A 17,182-nucleotide genomic window follows, 5' to 3' on the forward strand; every position below is an offset into this window, starting at 1 on the left:
AGTCTGTCATAAGTAGGTTGATATACTCGACAGTATCCGTTCAGTTATACAATGTTCTGCTTTCCTGTGCCTTTTCAGGCTAACGGCTTTCGCTTTTTTCCATATCCCATACCCTCTGTCACATCGTTTGACTTTGCAGTCATCCTACTGCTTACGCAGATGACATAGGGCTTACCAAGTTCCGCATCTTATAGATACAATGAGGTTAGGTGGGTTCTTTACTCCGGGCAAGATATGGGACGCATCGCAGCAACTTTATGAATTTACTTTTCCTCTTACCAATACTCAAGCCAATCTGTGCACTATCTTGAGCTAACATTTACGAAGCTTATAAACCTTCACTTTCGTTCACCATACTCATCTTCCCCTAGCAGTGTTCCGAGTCGTGCGCTGACTCTCTGTTTCCGCATTTCCGCATGCAACCTACGTGACCATTACCGGTCCCGCAGTTTTGGACGGGGACAGTTTTTGCGTCTAAACTAGTGGCGTAAGCCACACTATATAGAAGCGACTTCTTGTCGCACCATAAAACATGTTAGAGGAAGTGAAAAAGTATAAATCCATTGATTAACAAGGATTTTACGCTTTTTATTTTTTTAGGAACCGAAGAATCAGATTCTTTAATTCCCTTTAGTAAAACTGGATATTCATGACTTAGAGTTTCTATAGTGTGTCATAGAAGAAACTAGTCAAAAAGAAGCCTTTGCTTTAGTAAGCAAAGGCTTCTTAGTTTTATTCGAGCATTAGTCTAACTTTCAAACCTGTCGGTATGTGAACAGAATTATCGTTTTATCAAAAGTGGTGTTCATCCAATGGTAAGATTTATCCCACAGGACAAGTCTATCTAGAAAAAATTCAAAATCATTACCGTATATTCTTTTACTCAAGATTAGCATGTCTAGTAAACATTTTACCTGAGCTCAATTCTTTCTTTTCCATATATCTCAATATAATAGCATCGAAAAACAATAAGAGGGTTTGCTCAAATAACGATGCCATAGGCTGAATAGTTTTATATTGACTTTGTTCCTTATCTTTAGGGGAACCAGGTAATTTCACTATAATATCAGATGCCTTTCCAATGGTCGATTCAGGAAAAATTGTGACACTAGCTACTGTTGCACCTATATCTTTAGATTTTTGAACCATAGAGACCAAACTCTTTGTGTCACCTGAACCAGATGCAATAATTAAAAGGTCTTCTTCTTTGAGATTAGGTGTTACAGTTTCACCTACTACATAAGCGTCTAAACCCATGTGCATCATTCGCATTGTAAAAGATTTGGCCATAAATCCTGATCTTCCAGCACCAGCTAGAAAGATTTTCTTTGAATTAATAATACTATCTACTAATTTTTCAGCTTCATGATCTACTATTAGGCTAGTAGTCTGATTTAATTCTTTTATAATTTCAGCTAAGTATTCAGTAGTTTGCATCGTTTTAATCATTTCTTTATACAAGTGTTGCTTTCTTAACTAATTTTTTCATTTCACCTGCAACACTATTTTTATCATCTACACCTGTAATACCGCCACCTACAATTACCAGGTCAGGTTTTGATTCGACTACTTCTGGGAGTGTATTTAATTTAATACCTCCTGCTACTGCTGTTTTCGCGTTTTTAACAACGCGTTTAATTGTTTGAAGTTGTTCAAAAGGTGTTTCCCCTTCTGCTTGAAGATCATATCCTGTATGTACACAGATATAGTCAACTCCAAGTGCATCTACTTCTTTAGCACGCTGTTCAAGATTCTTTACATTAATCATATCTACAAGGATTTGTGTTCCTTGTTTTTTAGCTTCTTCCACTGCACCCTTTATAGTAGAATCATCAGTAGCCCCAAGAATTGTAATAATGCTAGCTCCAGCTTCAGAAGCTTTCATTACCTCATATGCTCCGGCATCCATGATTTTTAAATCAGCTAAAACTTTTAAAGATGGGAATTCTTCTTTTATTTCTTTTACTGCTTTAAGTCCTTCGTTAATAACAACCGGAGTACCGATTTCTACGATATCTATGTGTTCCTGAACCTCTCTTACTACTTCCTTTGCTTCTGGAATGTTCACAAGATCTAATGCTAATTGAAGTTCCATGAATACTTCACTCCCTAATTAGATTTTTTGAAGATACGCTTATTATAAAATCTAATTTCTTTAAAAAAAAGTACGCACTTTTAACCCATATAGTAAGTGCCAAAACACATAGTGAGAAAATGTATACTTGATATTGTCGAACGAAATAATGCTGAAAATACGTAATTTTAACGGAAGGAAAGGATCAAGATATTACAAATTACAATATCTCGTTCTATAAATCTATTAGTTCCGCTAGGTTCAATTTTAATGTTTGAAAATGTAAAAGCACATACAGTAACGTCTTAGAATTACTGCATGTGCTTATATAACTAACTCATTTTTAATTTTATGAATTTTCGAACAATAAAAGTTACTATTTGTCTATAAAGTAGACGTAAATAACCTTCTAATTTTTAGAAATAGTCGTTTCCGTATTGATTTGTACAGTCTCCATATAAGTCTTCCCCCATTCATACATAGACTCAAGGATTGGCATCAAGCTTCTTCCCTGTTCAGTTAATGAATACTCTACTTTTGGCGGAACAACAGGATATACTTTCCGATTTACAATAAGATCCTCTTCTAATTCTCTCAATTGGCTAACTAACATTCTCTGAGTGATACCTGGCATAAGAGACTTTAGCTCACCAAAGCGTTTAGTTCCCTCTTTTCCTAAATGCCATAAAATAAGCATTTTCCATTTCCCCCCAATAATAGAGAGCGTTAATTCCTTTTCACAGTTAAATGTTTTGTTACAAAGGTGGCCCATTTCTTTTCCCTCCTAATTTTATACAACTATCAGTATACTTTTACACACTATATGAAAATAAAGTGTGTACTTTTAACCAAAAATTGTACCTGTTATACTCATTATACTCAAATCCATAAAGGCGATAATTTAAAGATACTAGAACAAGTGATTAAAAGTAAAGGGGGAGAAGCTTAATCATGCCAAGTAGCATTCGTTTAGAAGAAAGAAATCACAATGAACTAAATAAGCTGAAATTAGATTCCATGACCTTCGTCTTGTTTGGAGCAACAGGTGATCTAGCTAAAAGAAAAATTTTTCCTGCTTTATATAATTTATTTTTAGATGGAAAATTCCCTCATTCCTTTTCAATTATTGGTTTAGGGAGAAGGAGCTGGTCTGATAATACATTTCAAGCACATATAGAAGAATCATTAAAGACATTTTCTCGCCGTCTGGAAAGTAACACTGCATCAATAGAAAAATTTCTTCGTGCATTCCGCTACGTCGCCTTGGATGTAACAAATGGGGAAACATATGAAAAGTTACTTGATATGATTCAACAAAGAGAAAGAGAATTGAGTATTCCTGAAAATCGTCTATTCTACTTATCTGTTTCTCCTGAATTTGTTGATGTGATTACATCGAATATAAACCAAAGTGGATTAGGTTCTACTACAGGCTGGAAGCGTCTTATAATTGAAAAACCTTTTGGGCATGACTTACTATCAGCCCAAGAGTTAAATCAAAAACTATTACAAACCTTTAAAGAAGAGGAAATTTACCGTATTGATCATTACCTTGGAAAAACGATGGTCCAAAACTTAGAGGCCATAATATTTGCTAATCCTATTCTGCAAGTGTTACGGAATAACCACTGTATTTCGAATATTCAGATCACTGCTAGTGAAACTGTTGGAGTTGAAGAACGAGCGAGTTATTATGATCAATCAGGCGCACTTAGAGACATGGTTCAAAACCATATGTTACAACTGCTTATGATGACAGCTATGCATCTTCCGAAATCAAGAAATGCAAAGCATATTCGAGAGCAGAAGATAAAAGTTATGGAGAATCTTCGTCCATTAGGAAAAAAAACAATAGATTTACATGTAGTACGAGGACAATATGAATCAGGAGAAATTCATGGAGAATCAGTTGTTGGATACAAAGAAGAGCCTGGAATTACACCCTGCACGGTTAATGATACTTTTGTTGCAGCTCGTTTATGGATTGATGATTATTTTTGGAACGGTGTACCATTCTATATTCGTACAGGAAAAAGAATGAAGGAAAAAAGCACGCGTATTGTAATAGAGTTCAAAAATTCTTTTAATGATTTATATGCTGTTGAAAATAGGGAAATAAACCCTAATATTCTGGTGATTGAGATCGGCCCAAACGAAGGTATTTCATTACAACTAAATAGCAAAAACGCTTTAAATTACAATAAAATTGAACCTATTCTTACACAATTTTCATCTGATCAAAAAGATGTACCTGAAGCTTATGAACTGTTACTATTCGATGCTTTAAGAGGTGATGCTACTTTTTTTGCTAGCTGGAAGGAAGTGGAGTTATCTTGGCGTTGGGTGCAACCAATTTTAGAAGCTTTTAAGAATAATGACCTTCCTCTTCATTCATATAGTGCAGGTTCTATGGGACCAGATGCTTCTGACCAGTTGTTGAAAGAAGATGGTTTCATATGGTGGTAGATAAAAACTGAGGAGTAAAATCTATAATTGTTTGTTAACCATTCAATGGACTTTTGATAATCCTATGTTTGTCATAAATTATCCAACCAATATCTTATAAAGCTATTTTTAGGGGGTATTCAAGATGCAAATCGGATTAATTGGATTAGGGAAAATGGGCTTGAATTTAGCCCGAAATCTTACTGATCATAATCATGAAGTAGTTGGATTTGATTTAAGTACCAATGCTGTCAACGAAATTAAAAAATACGGTTGTACAGGTGTATATAATTTAGTAGACCTTGTAAAATCATTAGATCAGCCCAGGATTCTTTGGATTATGGTTCCGCATCCAGTTGTTGATTCAGTAATTAACGAATTAATACCATCTTTAAATAGTGGTGATATTATAATTGAGGCAGGGAACTCCCACTACAAGGATTCTATTCGTCGATACAATTATTTGAAAAAAGTAGGAGTAAGTTTTATGGATGTTGGGACTTCCGGTGGAACGGAAGGTGCTCGTAAAGGAGCTTGTTATATGGTTGGAGGAGATTCTGAAACTTGGAAAATTGTTGAACCCATTTTTCAAGATACAGCTGTAGAAAAAGGATATTTGTATGCAGGGAAAGCAGGAAGTGGCCATTTTTTGAAAATGATTCACAATGGAATTGAATATGGAATGATGGCTGCAATTGGAGAAGGATTTGAAATATTAGAAAAGAGTGAATTTAATTTTGACTATGAAAGTGTAGCGAGAGTATGGAATAATGGTTCGGTTATTCGATCCTGGCTTATGGATTTGACTGAAAATGCATTTTCAAAGGATTCAAACTTACAAGGGGTTAAGGGAATTATGCATTCTTCTGGAGAAGGAAAGTGGACTGTTGATACAGCTTTAGATCTCCAAGCAGCCACTCCAGTTATAGCGATGTCTTTATTGATGCGCTATCGCTCATTAGAGGATGATACCTTCACAGGAAAGGTAGTAGCAGCACTGCGCAACGAATTTGGTGGTCATGCTTTCGAAAAAAATGAGAAAGTTACAAGTGTATAAAAGTAAAGAATGTGTGAATGGGAGGGAGGGAGAAAAATAGGATGGCTATCTCTTTTGATTACTCCAATGCATCATCATTTTTCAAACAAAGTGAAGTGGATTATTTAAGTGAATTTATAAAAGTAGCTCATAACAGTCTTCATGAAAGAAAAGGTCCTGGATCTGACTTTCTTGGTTGGTTGGACCTCCCGATTAATTATGATAAAGATGAGTTTTTTCGAATAAAACAGGCTGCCGAGAGAATTCAAGGTCAGTCAGATGCTCTTATTGTAATTGGTATTGGGGGGTTCTTATTTAGGTGCAAGAGCAGCAATTGAGGCCCAGCGTTATGTAGAGAGTTTACAGGAAATGGGGAATAATTTATCTTACGTGTAAATTGATATACTCTAGATTCAAAATATCATAACTAGCGTTTACAAAGGTTAATTACTCATTTTCCTTAAAAAAATAAGTATATCTTCCTTAAATCTAATATATTTTAAAAATAATAAAGCTTTAATACAGTTCATAAACAACGTAGCTAAAAATTGATTTCTTGAGCGAAAAATTCAAGTGATTGCGAGTAATCTCTAAATGTTGAACGTATCGATTTTGGATCTAAAAAGGAATTGATTAGTATGAAAAAGGAAAATGTATTTTATATAGAAGGAACTCGTCAAAAAGGAAAGGAATACTTCTACAATAGAAGCTTTTCTTTTGACGAGTCTCTTATTTGAATACGAGCTTTAGTATGGATATAAAAGTTAGTTTCATTCCTGTCTTTTATTTTTTATGCCTTAAGATGTTAAAGACAGGGTAATATAAACAGTCCACAGATGTATTCTATATTTTTATATCTCCCCTTATATAAATTACATAGATAATAATTCTATGGATTTTTTCTCTTCTAAACCCTTAATCATTTCCTCCCAATACCTTGGTTTATTTGGTAGGACAGAATAGTAACGTCTCAAAAATTGTACAATAAGATTGCTATTCAACTCATCCTCCTTATGGTCAATAGGAAGAAAACACAAGTCAAGACCAGATACAGCTTCTCCGTCATTTTTCCAAGATGGATGAACATAAGAAAAATTAAGCCGTTTATAACCTAGATGAGATAAAACTTCTCGACGAACATATGGATTCATTGATTTAATACTACCAAATTCATATTGTTCTACTTTACAAGGGTCATAGATTTCAGCAAACATACCATGCAGTTTCTTTCCGTTAGCAGAGGCTAATATATTTAAGTCGACTAATCTCTTTTGTGCTAAAAATGCACCAACACCAAGCCCATCTTTACCAATAATCGTAAAGTCTGTCATTGCCACATTAAAGTCTTCATAATATCGATATTCTGTCACCCCTACTACCTTGTTATCTTTAACAGCAACAAAAACACGAATCCCTATATCTTCTAATGGTTCTTTCCAAAGATTAAATTCTAATACCTCTTCTGTGGGAAACACTTGCTGCATTAATTGATGCATTTGTTTAAATAAAGGGTCTTCTATGCCTGTTATTCTACGATATTCCATTTTTCTTCTTCTCCCTACTTGAGTTATTGTGAATAAATGGATTGTTCCATTCCATTAGTATAGCGTGATTACAAGATTCTTTATCCTCTAAATAGTTTGCTATTACTTTAATTGGAGTTCGACCGCAATGGAGAAGAAATGTAATAACTGGATCCTTTAACTCACCATTTAAAAGTAATTCTATATATACTCCTGGTGTCATTCTATGCGCATATTTATGGTATCCAGGCATTCTTCCGCCACCCAGTAAACGCTCCAGTCCTTTGTGAATAACCACATCATACATAGAAGACATGAGCCATTTTCCTAATCCTAGTTTTCGAAAAGAAGGGCTTATACTAATATCTACAACATACAATGTATTTCCATTAGGATTATGATTTGTAATGTATCCGTTACTAGTAACTTCCTCCCAAGTATGATCAGGACTAGATAAATGGAAATCAATAAGCAATCCAGTCATTGATCCAGCAATTTCATTATTTACTTCTACGCATAAAGCTCCTTCAGGAAAGAGAGAAATATGGTTATATAGTTGCTGTGTATTCCACCATAATTCAGAGGGGAATGGCGGAGGGAAACATACTTGCTGGATACGAATTAAATCCAGAAAGTCTTTTTGTTCATAATTTCTAATTAACGCCGGAATGGGTCGGCCCTGATCAAAGACAAAAAACTCCTTATGGTACACAGTCATGCCTCCTTATAGACGTGTAGGAACCTCTTCTTTAGCTTTCCAATCTGGATAAAGGTCTGTTCTGCGATCTCTCCATGTAGTAACAGATCCACTTTCACGAACCTGATATAACAGTTCTAAATTTAAATCAGTTGTGACAATCATATCTTGATTAATTTCTCCTTCTACCAAAAGACCTTTGGGAGGAAATGGTATATCGTTTGGTGTTATAACTGCAGCTTGACCAAAATTGGCTCGCATGAAATCAACAGTAGGTAAAGAACCAACTGTACCAGAGCTTACTACGTATACTTGATTTTCAATAGCTCTTGCATGGCTTGTATATCGAACTCGATGAAATCCGTGTCGGTCGTCTGTGCAAGAAGGACAGAAAATAACATCTGCACCCTTCGCCTTCGCTATGCGAACAATCTCAGGGAATTCAATATCATAACACGTTAACATTGCAATCGTGCCTTTGTTCGTCTCAAATACGTGTAGATCTTTACCAGGTGTCATATTCCATTCCTGTAACTCTGTTGGCGTCATATGAAGCTTTGCCTGTTCCGCTACTCTTCCATCTGGATAGAATAAGTGAGCTACATTATATAGCTTGTTATTTTTTCGAAGAACATGAGTACCTGCAATAATGTGTGTGTTTGATTTAATAGCTAGATTTATAAATAATGAGCGATATTGCTCAGTAAAATTAGGCAATTCGTGAATTGTTAATGCCTTTCCTTGATCGTCGCCAATAGACATAAGTTGCGTAGTGAAGAATTCAGGAAACATAATAAATTCTGCCCCAAATTCCTCTGCTGTTTTTACATAATGGCCCACTTGATAAGCAAATTCTTCAAAAGATTGTATGGTATGAAGATGATATTGAACCGCTGAGACTCTTAGTTTCATAGGATTCTCCCTTCTTTTACTGCTTTAAGTCCTTCATTAAGACCAACTGAAGTGAATATTTTCTAATACTTGTATGTTTTATTTTGAAATCTCTTTTACTTTTGGAATGTTTGCAAAGTTTAATGGCTTCTCATTCTTTAAATAAAGTTAGTTTGGTTAATATAAAGTCATTATGAGTTAGAATTTATAGAAAAAAAAGTACGCACTTTCAAAACATATAGTGAATAAAAGTATACTGTCGAAAAATAAGGACTATTCTGTATAAGGGTAGCAGTTTATTATAGTTTACTTCTTTAAATATTTTTTAAAATGCATTTACTTAAAATTAATCTACTAAAGGTAGGATTAATTTTAAGTAAATGCCAAATATAATATTCATCTTTTTTAGATAGCTTTTCTTCTTAAAGTTCGTGATTTCGTTTAATCGCCCTTTGATTTTATGCGAATAAGAAAATAAGGATCTTGTTTTTCGAACATTGTGGATAATTATGTAATAAAAAATTCTATGTCAACTTTTATTACAAAATGTTGCAAAAAGTCCGAATATTAGAAATATAATAAATCCACCGACAAGATTTAACATTTAGTTGACAAGAAGGAGTGGTACTTGGAGTTATGAAACAAAAGAAAATTGTCATTATCGGAGCTGGTGTAGTTGGATGTAGTACGGCTTATTATTTAAACAAAATGGGACAACGAGACGTTACGGTCATTGAACAGGGCCCACTGTTTGAAACAGGAGGATCAACATCTCATGCCCCAGGTCTTGTATTTCAAGTTAGTTTTTCTAAAGTACTTACAACCTTAGCTTCTCAAACGGTTGAGACCTTTAAATCATTAAGTACAGATGCACAACGCTCTTTCTATTCGGTTGGAAGTCTTGAAATTGCACATACATCAGATCGTTTAGAAGATTTAAAAAGAAAAGCTGGAGTAGCTAGTTCGTGGGGAATAGATGCATTTGTTCTCTCACCAGAGGAATGTTGTGAAAAGAGTCCGTTAATCAACAGAGATAACATTTATGGAGGACTTTATGTTCCATCAGATGGAATTGCTAAACCACTTAATGCTGTTGACCAAATGACTAGTTTCTCTAAGTCTTGTGATACTAAATTTTATGGAAATACAGAAGTCACAAATATAGAAGTAGTGGATGGTCAAGTAAAAGCAGTAGAAACAAGTGCTGGAAAATTTGAAGCTGATTTGATTATTTGCTGTGCAGGATTCTGGGGACCACATATTGGAGAGATGGTAGGTGTAACTATACCCCTTCAGCCAATGGCCCATCAATACGTGTTTACAAATGAATTAGAAGAATTAGCTGATGAAGAAGAAGAAGTAACTATGCCACTTATTCGTCAACAAGATAGTTCTATATATTTTCGTCAAGTATTCAATGGTTTAGGTATTGGCTCATATCAACATCGACCGCTTCCTGTTGAACTTAATGAAATTACGAAATATGGGGAAGCAAAAGAAATGCCATCTGTAAAGGCGTTCACCCCAGAAGATTTTGAAAAACCGTGGCAAGATGCTACTGAATTTATTCCATCATTAAAACAAGCAGGAATAAAAAAGGGTATAAATGGTATTTTTTCATTCACACCTGATGGAATGCCGTTGCTTGGAGAGTCTCAAAAAGTTCGTGGTTTCTGGGTAGCAGAAGCAATATGGGTTACTCATTCTGCAGGTGTAGCTAGGCAAATGGCTGAATGGATTGTTAATGGTGCCCCAACTGTTGATTTAGAATTATGCGATATTAATCGTTTTGATACGTATGCGCAAAGTCCAGATTATTATAAACCGCGATCCATTGAGAATTACGAAAAAGTATACGATATTCATCATCCGTCCATGCCACCAGAGACATCACGCAATATGCGTGTAAGTCCATATTATATGCGTCAAAAAACACTGGGAGCTTATTTCAACGAAAAAAATGGATGGGAGCAGCCGCAATGGTATGAAGCTAATGAATCGTTAGTAAGCGTATATGAAAAAACAATCTTAAAACGGAAAGGTTGGGCCGCCCAATATTGGTCGCCAATTATTGAAGCTGAACAATTGCATACACGCCAACATATTGGACTTTATGATGTAACGGCAACAAAAAAACGCCTAGAAATTAAAGGAGATGGAGTAGTCGAGTTTTTACAACAATTAACGACAAGTAATATTGATATTCCAATTGGGCATGTAATAAATACATTAATGTTACATGAATTAGCTGGAATAAAAGATGAGATAAAGGTCATTCGTAAAGCGACTTCTGCTTTTCATGTTCTTTGTGCAGGACCGGTAGAAGCTAGTTGGATACAAAAACAATTATCAACATCTAGTCAGGTTGTTATTCAAGATGTAACAGCAGAAACGTGTAGTTTATGTGTTATGGGACCTAAAGCGAAGGAAATGCTACAATCTCTTGATTCTGACGTTTTTGTAGAAAATAAATGGACAAGTCAAAGCGCTAAAGAATTATTAATCGGTAATATTCCAGTTCTAGCTGTATACAATTCCTATGCTGGAATGGATAGTTGGGAATTATCAACGACTAATGACCAAGGGTTGCAATTATGGGATTTACTATTTGAAACAGGGCGTCCTTATAAGCTTATCGCTGCAGGTGATCGTGCCCTTGAAGCTCTTCGAATTGAGTCATTTACGTTAAGAAGTAGTAAAGATTTCTGGAGTGAACATGATCCATATGAAATTGGACTTGATCATATGATTGATCTTAATAAATCCACTTTCATCGGAAGAAAGGCACTGATAGACCGTAAAGAAAAAGGCCCTAAATTAATATTGGTGACATTAATACTGGATGATCCAACCATGGTTGTAATGGGATATGAACCGGTATTTTCTAAAGAAAAAGTAGTTGGTTTTGTGACAAGTGCCGGATATTCGTACAGCTTAGGGAAAGGAATTGTATATGCGTTACTATGGCCTGAAAATGTAAACGAAGAGGCTACCTTAGATGTTGAATATTTCGGAAAAACATATACAGCACAAGTTATGAAAGATTCAACTGTTGTTATTTAACTATTAAGTGTGAAATTTTAGGGGGAATGACTATGTCAACACACTATGATGTTATTATCATTGGTTTAGGAGCAATGGGGAGCACAGCTGCGTATCAATTAGCAAAGAAAGGCCAACGGGTACTTGGTATTGAACAATTTGGTCCAGCTCACGACCAAGGGTCTAGTCACGGCGGTTCACGTATTATTCGACAATCTTATTTTGAAGATCCTGCATATGTACCATTACTGCTTCGTGCATATGAGTTATGGGATGAAATTGAGCGAGAAAGTGAAAATGAGATTCTCACGATTACAGGGGGCTTAATGTTAGGCCCGCCAGAAAGCTTAACGGTATCTGGTAGTATCGATAGTGCAAAAAAATGGAACCTACCTTATGAGGTTTTGGAAGCAAACGACATCCTCAAACGTTTCCCAATGTTTAGTCCATCACTTCAAACAATAGCATTATACGAAGAAAAAGCTGGATTTGTTAGACCTGAATTAAGTGTATATAGTCATCTCCTTCAAGCAGAAAAGTATGGGGCTGAACTTCGTTTCTTTGAAGAGGTTCAATCATGGGAGGCACACCCTTCTGGTGAAGGGGTACGTGTGGTGACAACTAATGGAACGTATGAAGCTGGGAAAATCATTATTTCTGCAGGAGCTTGGGCACCGCAGTTATTAAAAGAATTAGGAGTAAACTTGCAAGTAGAACGCCATATACAGATGTTCTTTGAACCAACACAGGGTATTGATTCTTTCCGTGTAGGAAAACATCCTATTTATATATGGGAAGCAGACGATAATGTGCAATTATATGGTTTTCCTTCTCATGGGTTACGTGCTGAAGGAGCAAAAATCGCTTTTTTCCGTAAAGGGAAATTATGTACTCCAGAAAGCATTGATCGAAACATATACGAAGAAGAAGTAGAAATGATGCGAGAATATCTTGCTCAAGGTATTCCACAGTTAAATGGTCGATTTTTACAAGGGAAAACCTGCATGTATACAAATACACCAGATGAACATTTTGTTGTTTCGCTTCACCCAAATCATCCGCAAGTAGCTGTTGCAGCCGGGTTCTCAGGGCACGGGTTTAAATTTGCAAGTGTAGTAGGAGAGATTTTATCAGATTTAGTGATAAAAGGAGAAACGGACCATCCAATTGATTTATTTAGCCCAAAGCGTTTTATCTATCAATAAGTCTTTTAAATATATAAGTTAGCTTATCTATTTTTGAAAATATTCTATTTAAACTTTTTTAAGAGGATAATGGGGGAATAATAGATGGTAATGGATCACAATATTATAAACGATAAAGGTAGAATTAAGTCTACATTGAAGGGTGAATTATATACCTCTCCAACAATTTTTAAACTAGAAAAAGAAAATATTATTTCTAAATCATGGATTTTGGTTGGATTTGCATATGAGGTAGAAAAGCCAGGTCAATATATCGCAACAAAAGTGGAAAATGAAAATGTCTTGATTGTTAGAGGAAAGGATTCTGTGCTACGAGCTTTTTTAAATGCATGTCGTCATCGAGGAGCAAAGCTTTGTAGTGATTCATCTGGAAAAACAGGCGCTATTCGTTGTCCCTATCATTCATGGACTTATAGTCTTGATGGTTCCTTAATTGGAGTCCCTAATACAAGTCATTGTCGAGAAGAACTAGTTAATAATGAAAACTATGGTTTAGAATCAGTCCATCTCGAAGTTTGGAATGGAATGATTTGGGTGAATTTATCTGAAAATACTGAATTAATTGAAAAAAGCTTAGATGCACAAATTCTTGAGCGTTTTGGTGAGCTTGATACCTTTTCTAGATATCAAATCCATAATTTACAGGTAGCGCATCGTAAAGATTATGAGGTAGAAGCAAACTGGAAGCTTATTGTAGAGAATTTCCAAGAATGCTACCATTGTTCTTCTATTCACCCTGAACTTACAGCTGCTCTGCCAGAATTTCGTTCAGGAGTTGGGACACAAAACTCAGTTGGTGGCGGAGCTAAATTTAATGATAACGTAAATGCTTTTTCAATCAACGGTAAAGAAAGTCGTCCGATGTTGAAAGGGCTACTTCCAGAGGATGATCGCACATATTTTGGGATAACTATTCTTCCGCTTGTATTTATTAATTTAACGCCGGATCATGTCATTATTCATCGCATTATTCCAATTAGCGCCGAGAAATCAAAAGTTATTTGTGAATGGTTATTTGATTCAGAAGAGATAGCTAAGCCAGACTTTGATCCAAGGGACGCTGTAGAATTATTTCATCGTGTAAACCTCCAAGATTTTGAGGCTTGTGAATGGTGTCAAGAAAATATGGGATCAAAAGCATATAAAGATGGTGGTATCTTAGTACCAATTGAACAGCATGTTTCTCATTTTTATGACTACGTACTAGAAGCAATTGGTATGAAAATGGAAATGAGTAACAAATAAATTTTGCTTGGCAGTCTCTACATATCAGAATTTTCTCTTCCTTTATTTTAATATAGGGAAGGGAAAATTTTAGATATGAAAGCCAAATTAGTAAAGACTATTATTGATATTAACAATACATGAAAAGTATTTAATTAGTGAGAGAGCATTAAACTTAATATATTTAAGAAAAAATATACTATAAAACATAAAATATATTACTCATTAACAATCATTAACTATTATATCAGAGAGAAATAATTGTTTCAATTGATAATTCTGAAAATTTTTATTATTTTGGAGTTATAGAAAGTTTGGATGGTTATACTATCTCTTTTTCTAGTTTCCGAAATCAGCTCTTTTCTATGTAGTAATACTAATTTAGGTACCATCCATTCCTACTTTTTAACCAAGTAAGAGCAGGTATGATATTGGGGATAAAATTGATCTAAAAACAGGAAAGGAGAAATTAGTATCCATGCTGAATAAAATCTTAAATAGACATAGTGTATTTTATATATCGATTTTTTTGACTGTTACCTTTATCATTTGGGGAGGAGTTTTCACAAAAAATTTCACAAAAATTACAACAGTCATTTATAATTTAATTATCAATGATTTAGGTTGGATTTACATGGATATAACCTTTTTCCTAGTAGTCTTTTCAGTCTATTTGTTATTTTCAAAATATGGAAAAATTAGGATAGGGAAAGAGAATGAGAAACCTGAATTTAAAACAGGTTCTTGGCTTGCCATGTTATTTGGTGCTGGGATGGGGGTAGGCATTATCTATTGGGGAGTAGCTGAACCAGTTACCCATTACGTGAATCCTCCTTATGGGGAGGGGTATACAGCCGATTCAGCTAACACAGCGATGAAATACTCCTTTTTCCATTGGGGATTACAGCCTTGGGCTATTTACACCGTTATTGGTCTAGCTCTTGCTTATTTTCAAATTAAAAAAGGTTTACCAGCCACAATTAGCTCTGTCTTTTATCCCATACTTAAGGATAAAATCCATGGTCCAATAGGAAAAGCCATTGATATTTTTTCAGTCGTTGCCACTGTATTTGGAATCGCAACATCCTTGGGTCTAGGGGCTTTGCAAATTTCAGCAGGTTTTCAAGTCCTATTTAATATTCCAAATACTGTCCCCCTACAACTCTCCGTCATTGGAATAGGAACAGTTCTATTTATCATTTCTATAAGTACTGGGTTAGAAAAAGGAATTCAGTATTTATCGAATGCCGCCATTCTCCTATCTTTTTTAATTATGTTATTAGTTTTGCTACTCGGTCCTACTTTCCCAATTTTTAAAATTTTTTCTGATTCAGTAGGAAGTTATTTGAATGATTATATTAATATGAGTTTGCAACTGGCATCTTTCAGTGACAGTAAATGGATTGGAAATTGGACTTTGTTTTATTGGGCTTGGTGGATTGCCTGGTGCCCTTTCGTAGGTATGTTTATCGCGAGAATTTCTAAAGGGAGAACTATTCGTGAATTTGTAATCGGGGTTCTACTTGTCCCTGCAATTGGTACCTATGCATGGTTTTCTATTTTTGGTGGATCAGCTCTCCATATTATTCAAAATCTAGGTCATCGTGAATTAGCAAAACAAATCACTTCTAATATAGATTTATCTATTTTTAATTTCTTTGATTATTTGCCTGCAAGTTCTATGTTAAGCTTCATAGGATTTACAGTCGTTATCATTTATTATATAACAGTTGCTGATACATCAACTTTTGTATTAGGCATGCTTAGCGAAAGAGGAAAGCTAAATCCCTCTACTAAAATTAAAATTACTTGGGGTCTCATTCAATCAATAACTGCAGCTGTTCTACTTTTAATTGGCGGATTGAATATACTTCAAACTGCTTCTCTTATAGCTGCATTCCCCTTGGCCATTATTTTAATATTTGTATGCTGGTCATTATTAAAGGAATTAAAGATTGAAGCTGACGAAATTAGAAGTAATCAAGTTCATGAAGATAATTTAAAGATTGATAGTAGAAAAGAAAAAAAAGTATCACTATAGACAAGCTGTTCTTGGCAGCCAAGCGCTTTTTTTAGAAGGACTTGGCTCTTTCGTATGTTTTTAATCCTTATCTTATAATTATAGATAAGAATCTTGACTACAATGTAGAGATTTACATACTCTATGGCATAAAAGTTATGTCCATAATAAAAAAGAGGCAGACTCACCAAAGGGTGACATCTGCCAAACCAAAAAGAATTTATCAATCAACTATTTATATTATCTTCATAGACTAGTAACTTAAAGGGAATAGATTATTTTTTTCTAATTGTTCTCTTTTAAAATTAAAAGATTAAATAAGATTTAATTAAAGGAAACCAGTCAACATTATAAAAGTTTTATATATTGAATTGGATAATATAATAAAGGCAAAAATGAGCAATATAATATGTCCAGCTCTTAAACTATTCTCCCTTTTACTTTTAAAAAAAAGCAATATCCAAAGAATAGCCAATATATTATTATTAATATGGGATACAAGATTTGTCCCTGTCATAATCTTCTCCTAATTCTTTAGAGTCATAATTGGTCAAAGTTAAGTTCTATGTTCTTGATTAATCAAACTCAAAAGCACATGCACTTGAGGCAAAACTTTTTCCAACAAGAAAACCTTCTTTATCGTTATAATCAATCTGGATTTCTTCGTTTAAATACTTTTTAGTAAACTGATCTACACGAATTTGAAAGCCACCATACTTTAAAAGCATATCGTTTCGGCGTGGTCCATCAATTATAAGCGTGAACTTGATGGACATCCCGCATCCTCCAGTTATATCAGCATCAATACGAGGAGTTTGCTCTTTTTGTAACTTCATTGTTTTTAATTGCTTGGAAGCTACCTCTGTTAGTGTGAGAAGCATTGATTTTTCTCCTTTTTTTATATTTAAATTGGATTTACTCTAATTTACATATATAATCAATTGAATGTTTCATCACTTTTGCTTCTATAAGTGTGATATAAAATTAAAGCCATCATATTTAAGATAGTTATATCTAGTATTGAT

13 protein-coding genes and 1 pseudogene are annotated in these 17,182 nt (G+C 34.6%); 7 read left to right on the plus strand and 7 right to left on the minus strand.

Annotation, left to right across the window (positions count from 1 at the left end):
- Positions 1 to 879: 879 nt before the first annotated feature.
- The 3 genes from hxlB to MOC86_RS06765 all read right to left on the minus strand — a co-directional run bounded on the left by hxlB (position 880) and on the right by MOC86_RS06765 (position 2,846).
- A complete protein-coding gene (gene hxlB / locus MOC86_RS06755) occupies positions 880 to 1,437 on the minus strand; it encodes a 6-phospho-3-hexuloisomerase (RefSeq protein ID WP_268583450.1) in 558 nt (185 codons plus the stop codon).
- A 16-nt stretch (positions 1,438 to 1,453) separates the two neighbouring features.
- Positions 1,454 to 2,095 carry a 3-hexulose-6-phosphate synthase gene (hxlA, locus tag MOC86_RS06760; RefSeq protein ID WP_151587961.1) on the minus strand — a complete coding sequence of 214 codons (642 nt, stop codon included), beginning with the start codon at positions 2,093 to 2,095 and terminating at the stop codon, positions 1,454 to 1,456.
- Positions 2,096 to 2,483: 388 nt separating this feature from the next.
- The gene (locus MOC86_RS06765; protein ID WP_151587962.1) at positions 2,484 to 2,846 is read right to left on the minus strand and encodes a winged helix-turn-helix transcriptional regulator; all 363 of its coding nucleotides are present in this window, start codon (positions 2,844 to 2,846) and stop codon (positions 2,484 to 2,486) included.
- Positions 2,847 to 3,025: 179 nt separating this feature from the next.
- Here MOC86_RS06765 and zwf point away from each other — a divergent pair, with 179 nt between their 5' ends.
- From zwf to MOC86_RS06780, 3 genes and pseudogenes are all read left to right on the plus strand, one after another.
- Entirely contained in the window at positions 3,026 to 4,540 is a 1,515-nt protein-coding gene (gene zwf / locus MOC86_RS06770; protein WP_268583406.1) for a glucose-6-phosphate dehydrogenase, read from the plus strand.
- Positions 4,541 to 4,664: 124 nt separating this feature from the next.
- Positions 4,665 to 5,576: a phosphogluconate dehydrogenase (NAD(+)-dependent, decarboxylating) gene (gnd, locus tag MOC86_RS06775; RefSeq protein WP_151587964.1), complete on the plus strand. Its 912-nt coding sequence runs from the start codon at positions 4,665 to 4,667 to the stop codon at positions 5,574 to 5,576.
- Between the two features lie 41 nt (positions 5,577 to 5,617).
- Positions 5,618 to 5,894 (plus strand): annotated as a pseudogene (locus tag MOC86_RS06780) (glucose-6-phosphate isomerase); the annotation flags it as partial.
- Positions 5,895 to 6,427: 533 nt separating this feature from the next.
- Here the strand turns inward: MOC86_RS06780 and MOC86_RS06785 are convergent.
- From MOC86_RS06785 to MOC86_RS06795, 3 genes are read right to left on the minus strand one after another with little or no spacing between them, the layout of a single operon-like run.
- Entirely contained in the window at positions 6,428 to 7,099 is a 672-nt protein-coding gene (locus tag MOC86_RS06785) for a GNAT family N-acetyltransferase (RefSeq protein WP_268583408.1), read from the minus strand.
- Complete coding sequence (locus tag MOC86_RS06790) at positions 7,086 to 7,790, minus strand: GNAT family N-acetyltransferase (RefSeq protein WP_268583409.1); 705 nt, start codon at positions 7,788 to 7,790, stop codon at positions 7,086 to 7,088. Before MOC86_RS06790 ends, MOC86_RS06785 begins: the two co-directional genes overlap by 14 nt.
- Before the next feature lie 12 nt (positions 7,791 to 7,802).
- Complete coding sequence (locus MOC86_RS06795; protein WP_268583410.1) at positions 7,803 to 8,687, minus strand: carbon-nitrogen hydrolase family protein; 885 nt, start codon at positions 8,685 to 8,687, stop codon at positions 7,803 to 7,805.
- 615 nt (positions 8,688 to 9,302) lie between these two features.
- Between MOC86_RS06795 and MOC86_RS06800 the strand changes: the two genes are divergently transcribed.
- From MOC86_RS06800 to MOC86_RS06815, 4 genes are all read left to right on the plus strand, one after another.
- Complete coding sequence (locus tag MOC86_RS06800; RefSeq protein WP_268583411.1) at positions 9,303 to 11,729, plus strand: GcvT family protein; 2,427 nt, start codon at positions 9,303 to 9,305, stop codon at positions 11,727 to 11,729.
- A 32-nt stretch (positions 11,730 to 11,761) separates the two neighbouring features.
- A complete protein-coding gene (gene solA, locus MOC86_RS06805; RefSeq protein ID WP_268583412.1) occupies positions 11,762 to 12,913 on the plus strand; it encodes an N-methyl-L-tryptophan oxidase in 1,152 nt (383 codons plus the stop codon).
- An 84-nt stretch (positions 12,914 to 12,997) separates the two neighbouring features.
- The gene (locus MOC86_RS06810) at positions 12,998 to 14,158 is read left to right on the plus strand and encodes an aromatic ring-hydroxylating oxygenase subunit alpha (RefSeq protein ID WP_268583413.1); all 1,161 of its coding nucleotides are present in this window, start codon (positions 12,998 to 13,000) and stop codon (positions 14,156 to 14,158) included.
- Positions 14,159 to 14,615: 457 nt separating this feature from the next.
- Positions 14,616 to 16,178, plus strand: coding sequence for a BCCT family transporter (locus MOC86_RS06815; protein WP_268583414.1), 1,563 nt, complete (start codon positions 14,616 to 14,618; stop codon positions 16,176 to 16,178).
- Between the two features lie 554 nt (positions 16,179 to 16,732).
- On the opposite strand, the gene MOC86_RS06820 is transcribed toward MOC86_RS06815, so the two are convergent.
- Positions 16,733 to 17,038 (minus strand): iron-sulfur cluster biosynthesis family protein, encoded by a 306-nt coding sequence (locus tag MOC86_RS06820; RefSeq protein WP_268583416.1) that lies wholly within the window; start codon positions 17,036 to 17,038, stop codon positions 16,733 to 16,735.
- Between the last annotated feature and the right edge of the window lie 144 nt (positions 17,039 to 17,182).

The organism is Priestia endophytica, assembly GCF_026790145.1.
Lineage (GTDB): Bacteria > Bacillota > Bacilli > Bacillales > Bacillaceae_H > Bacillus_I > Bacillus_I endophytica_A.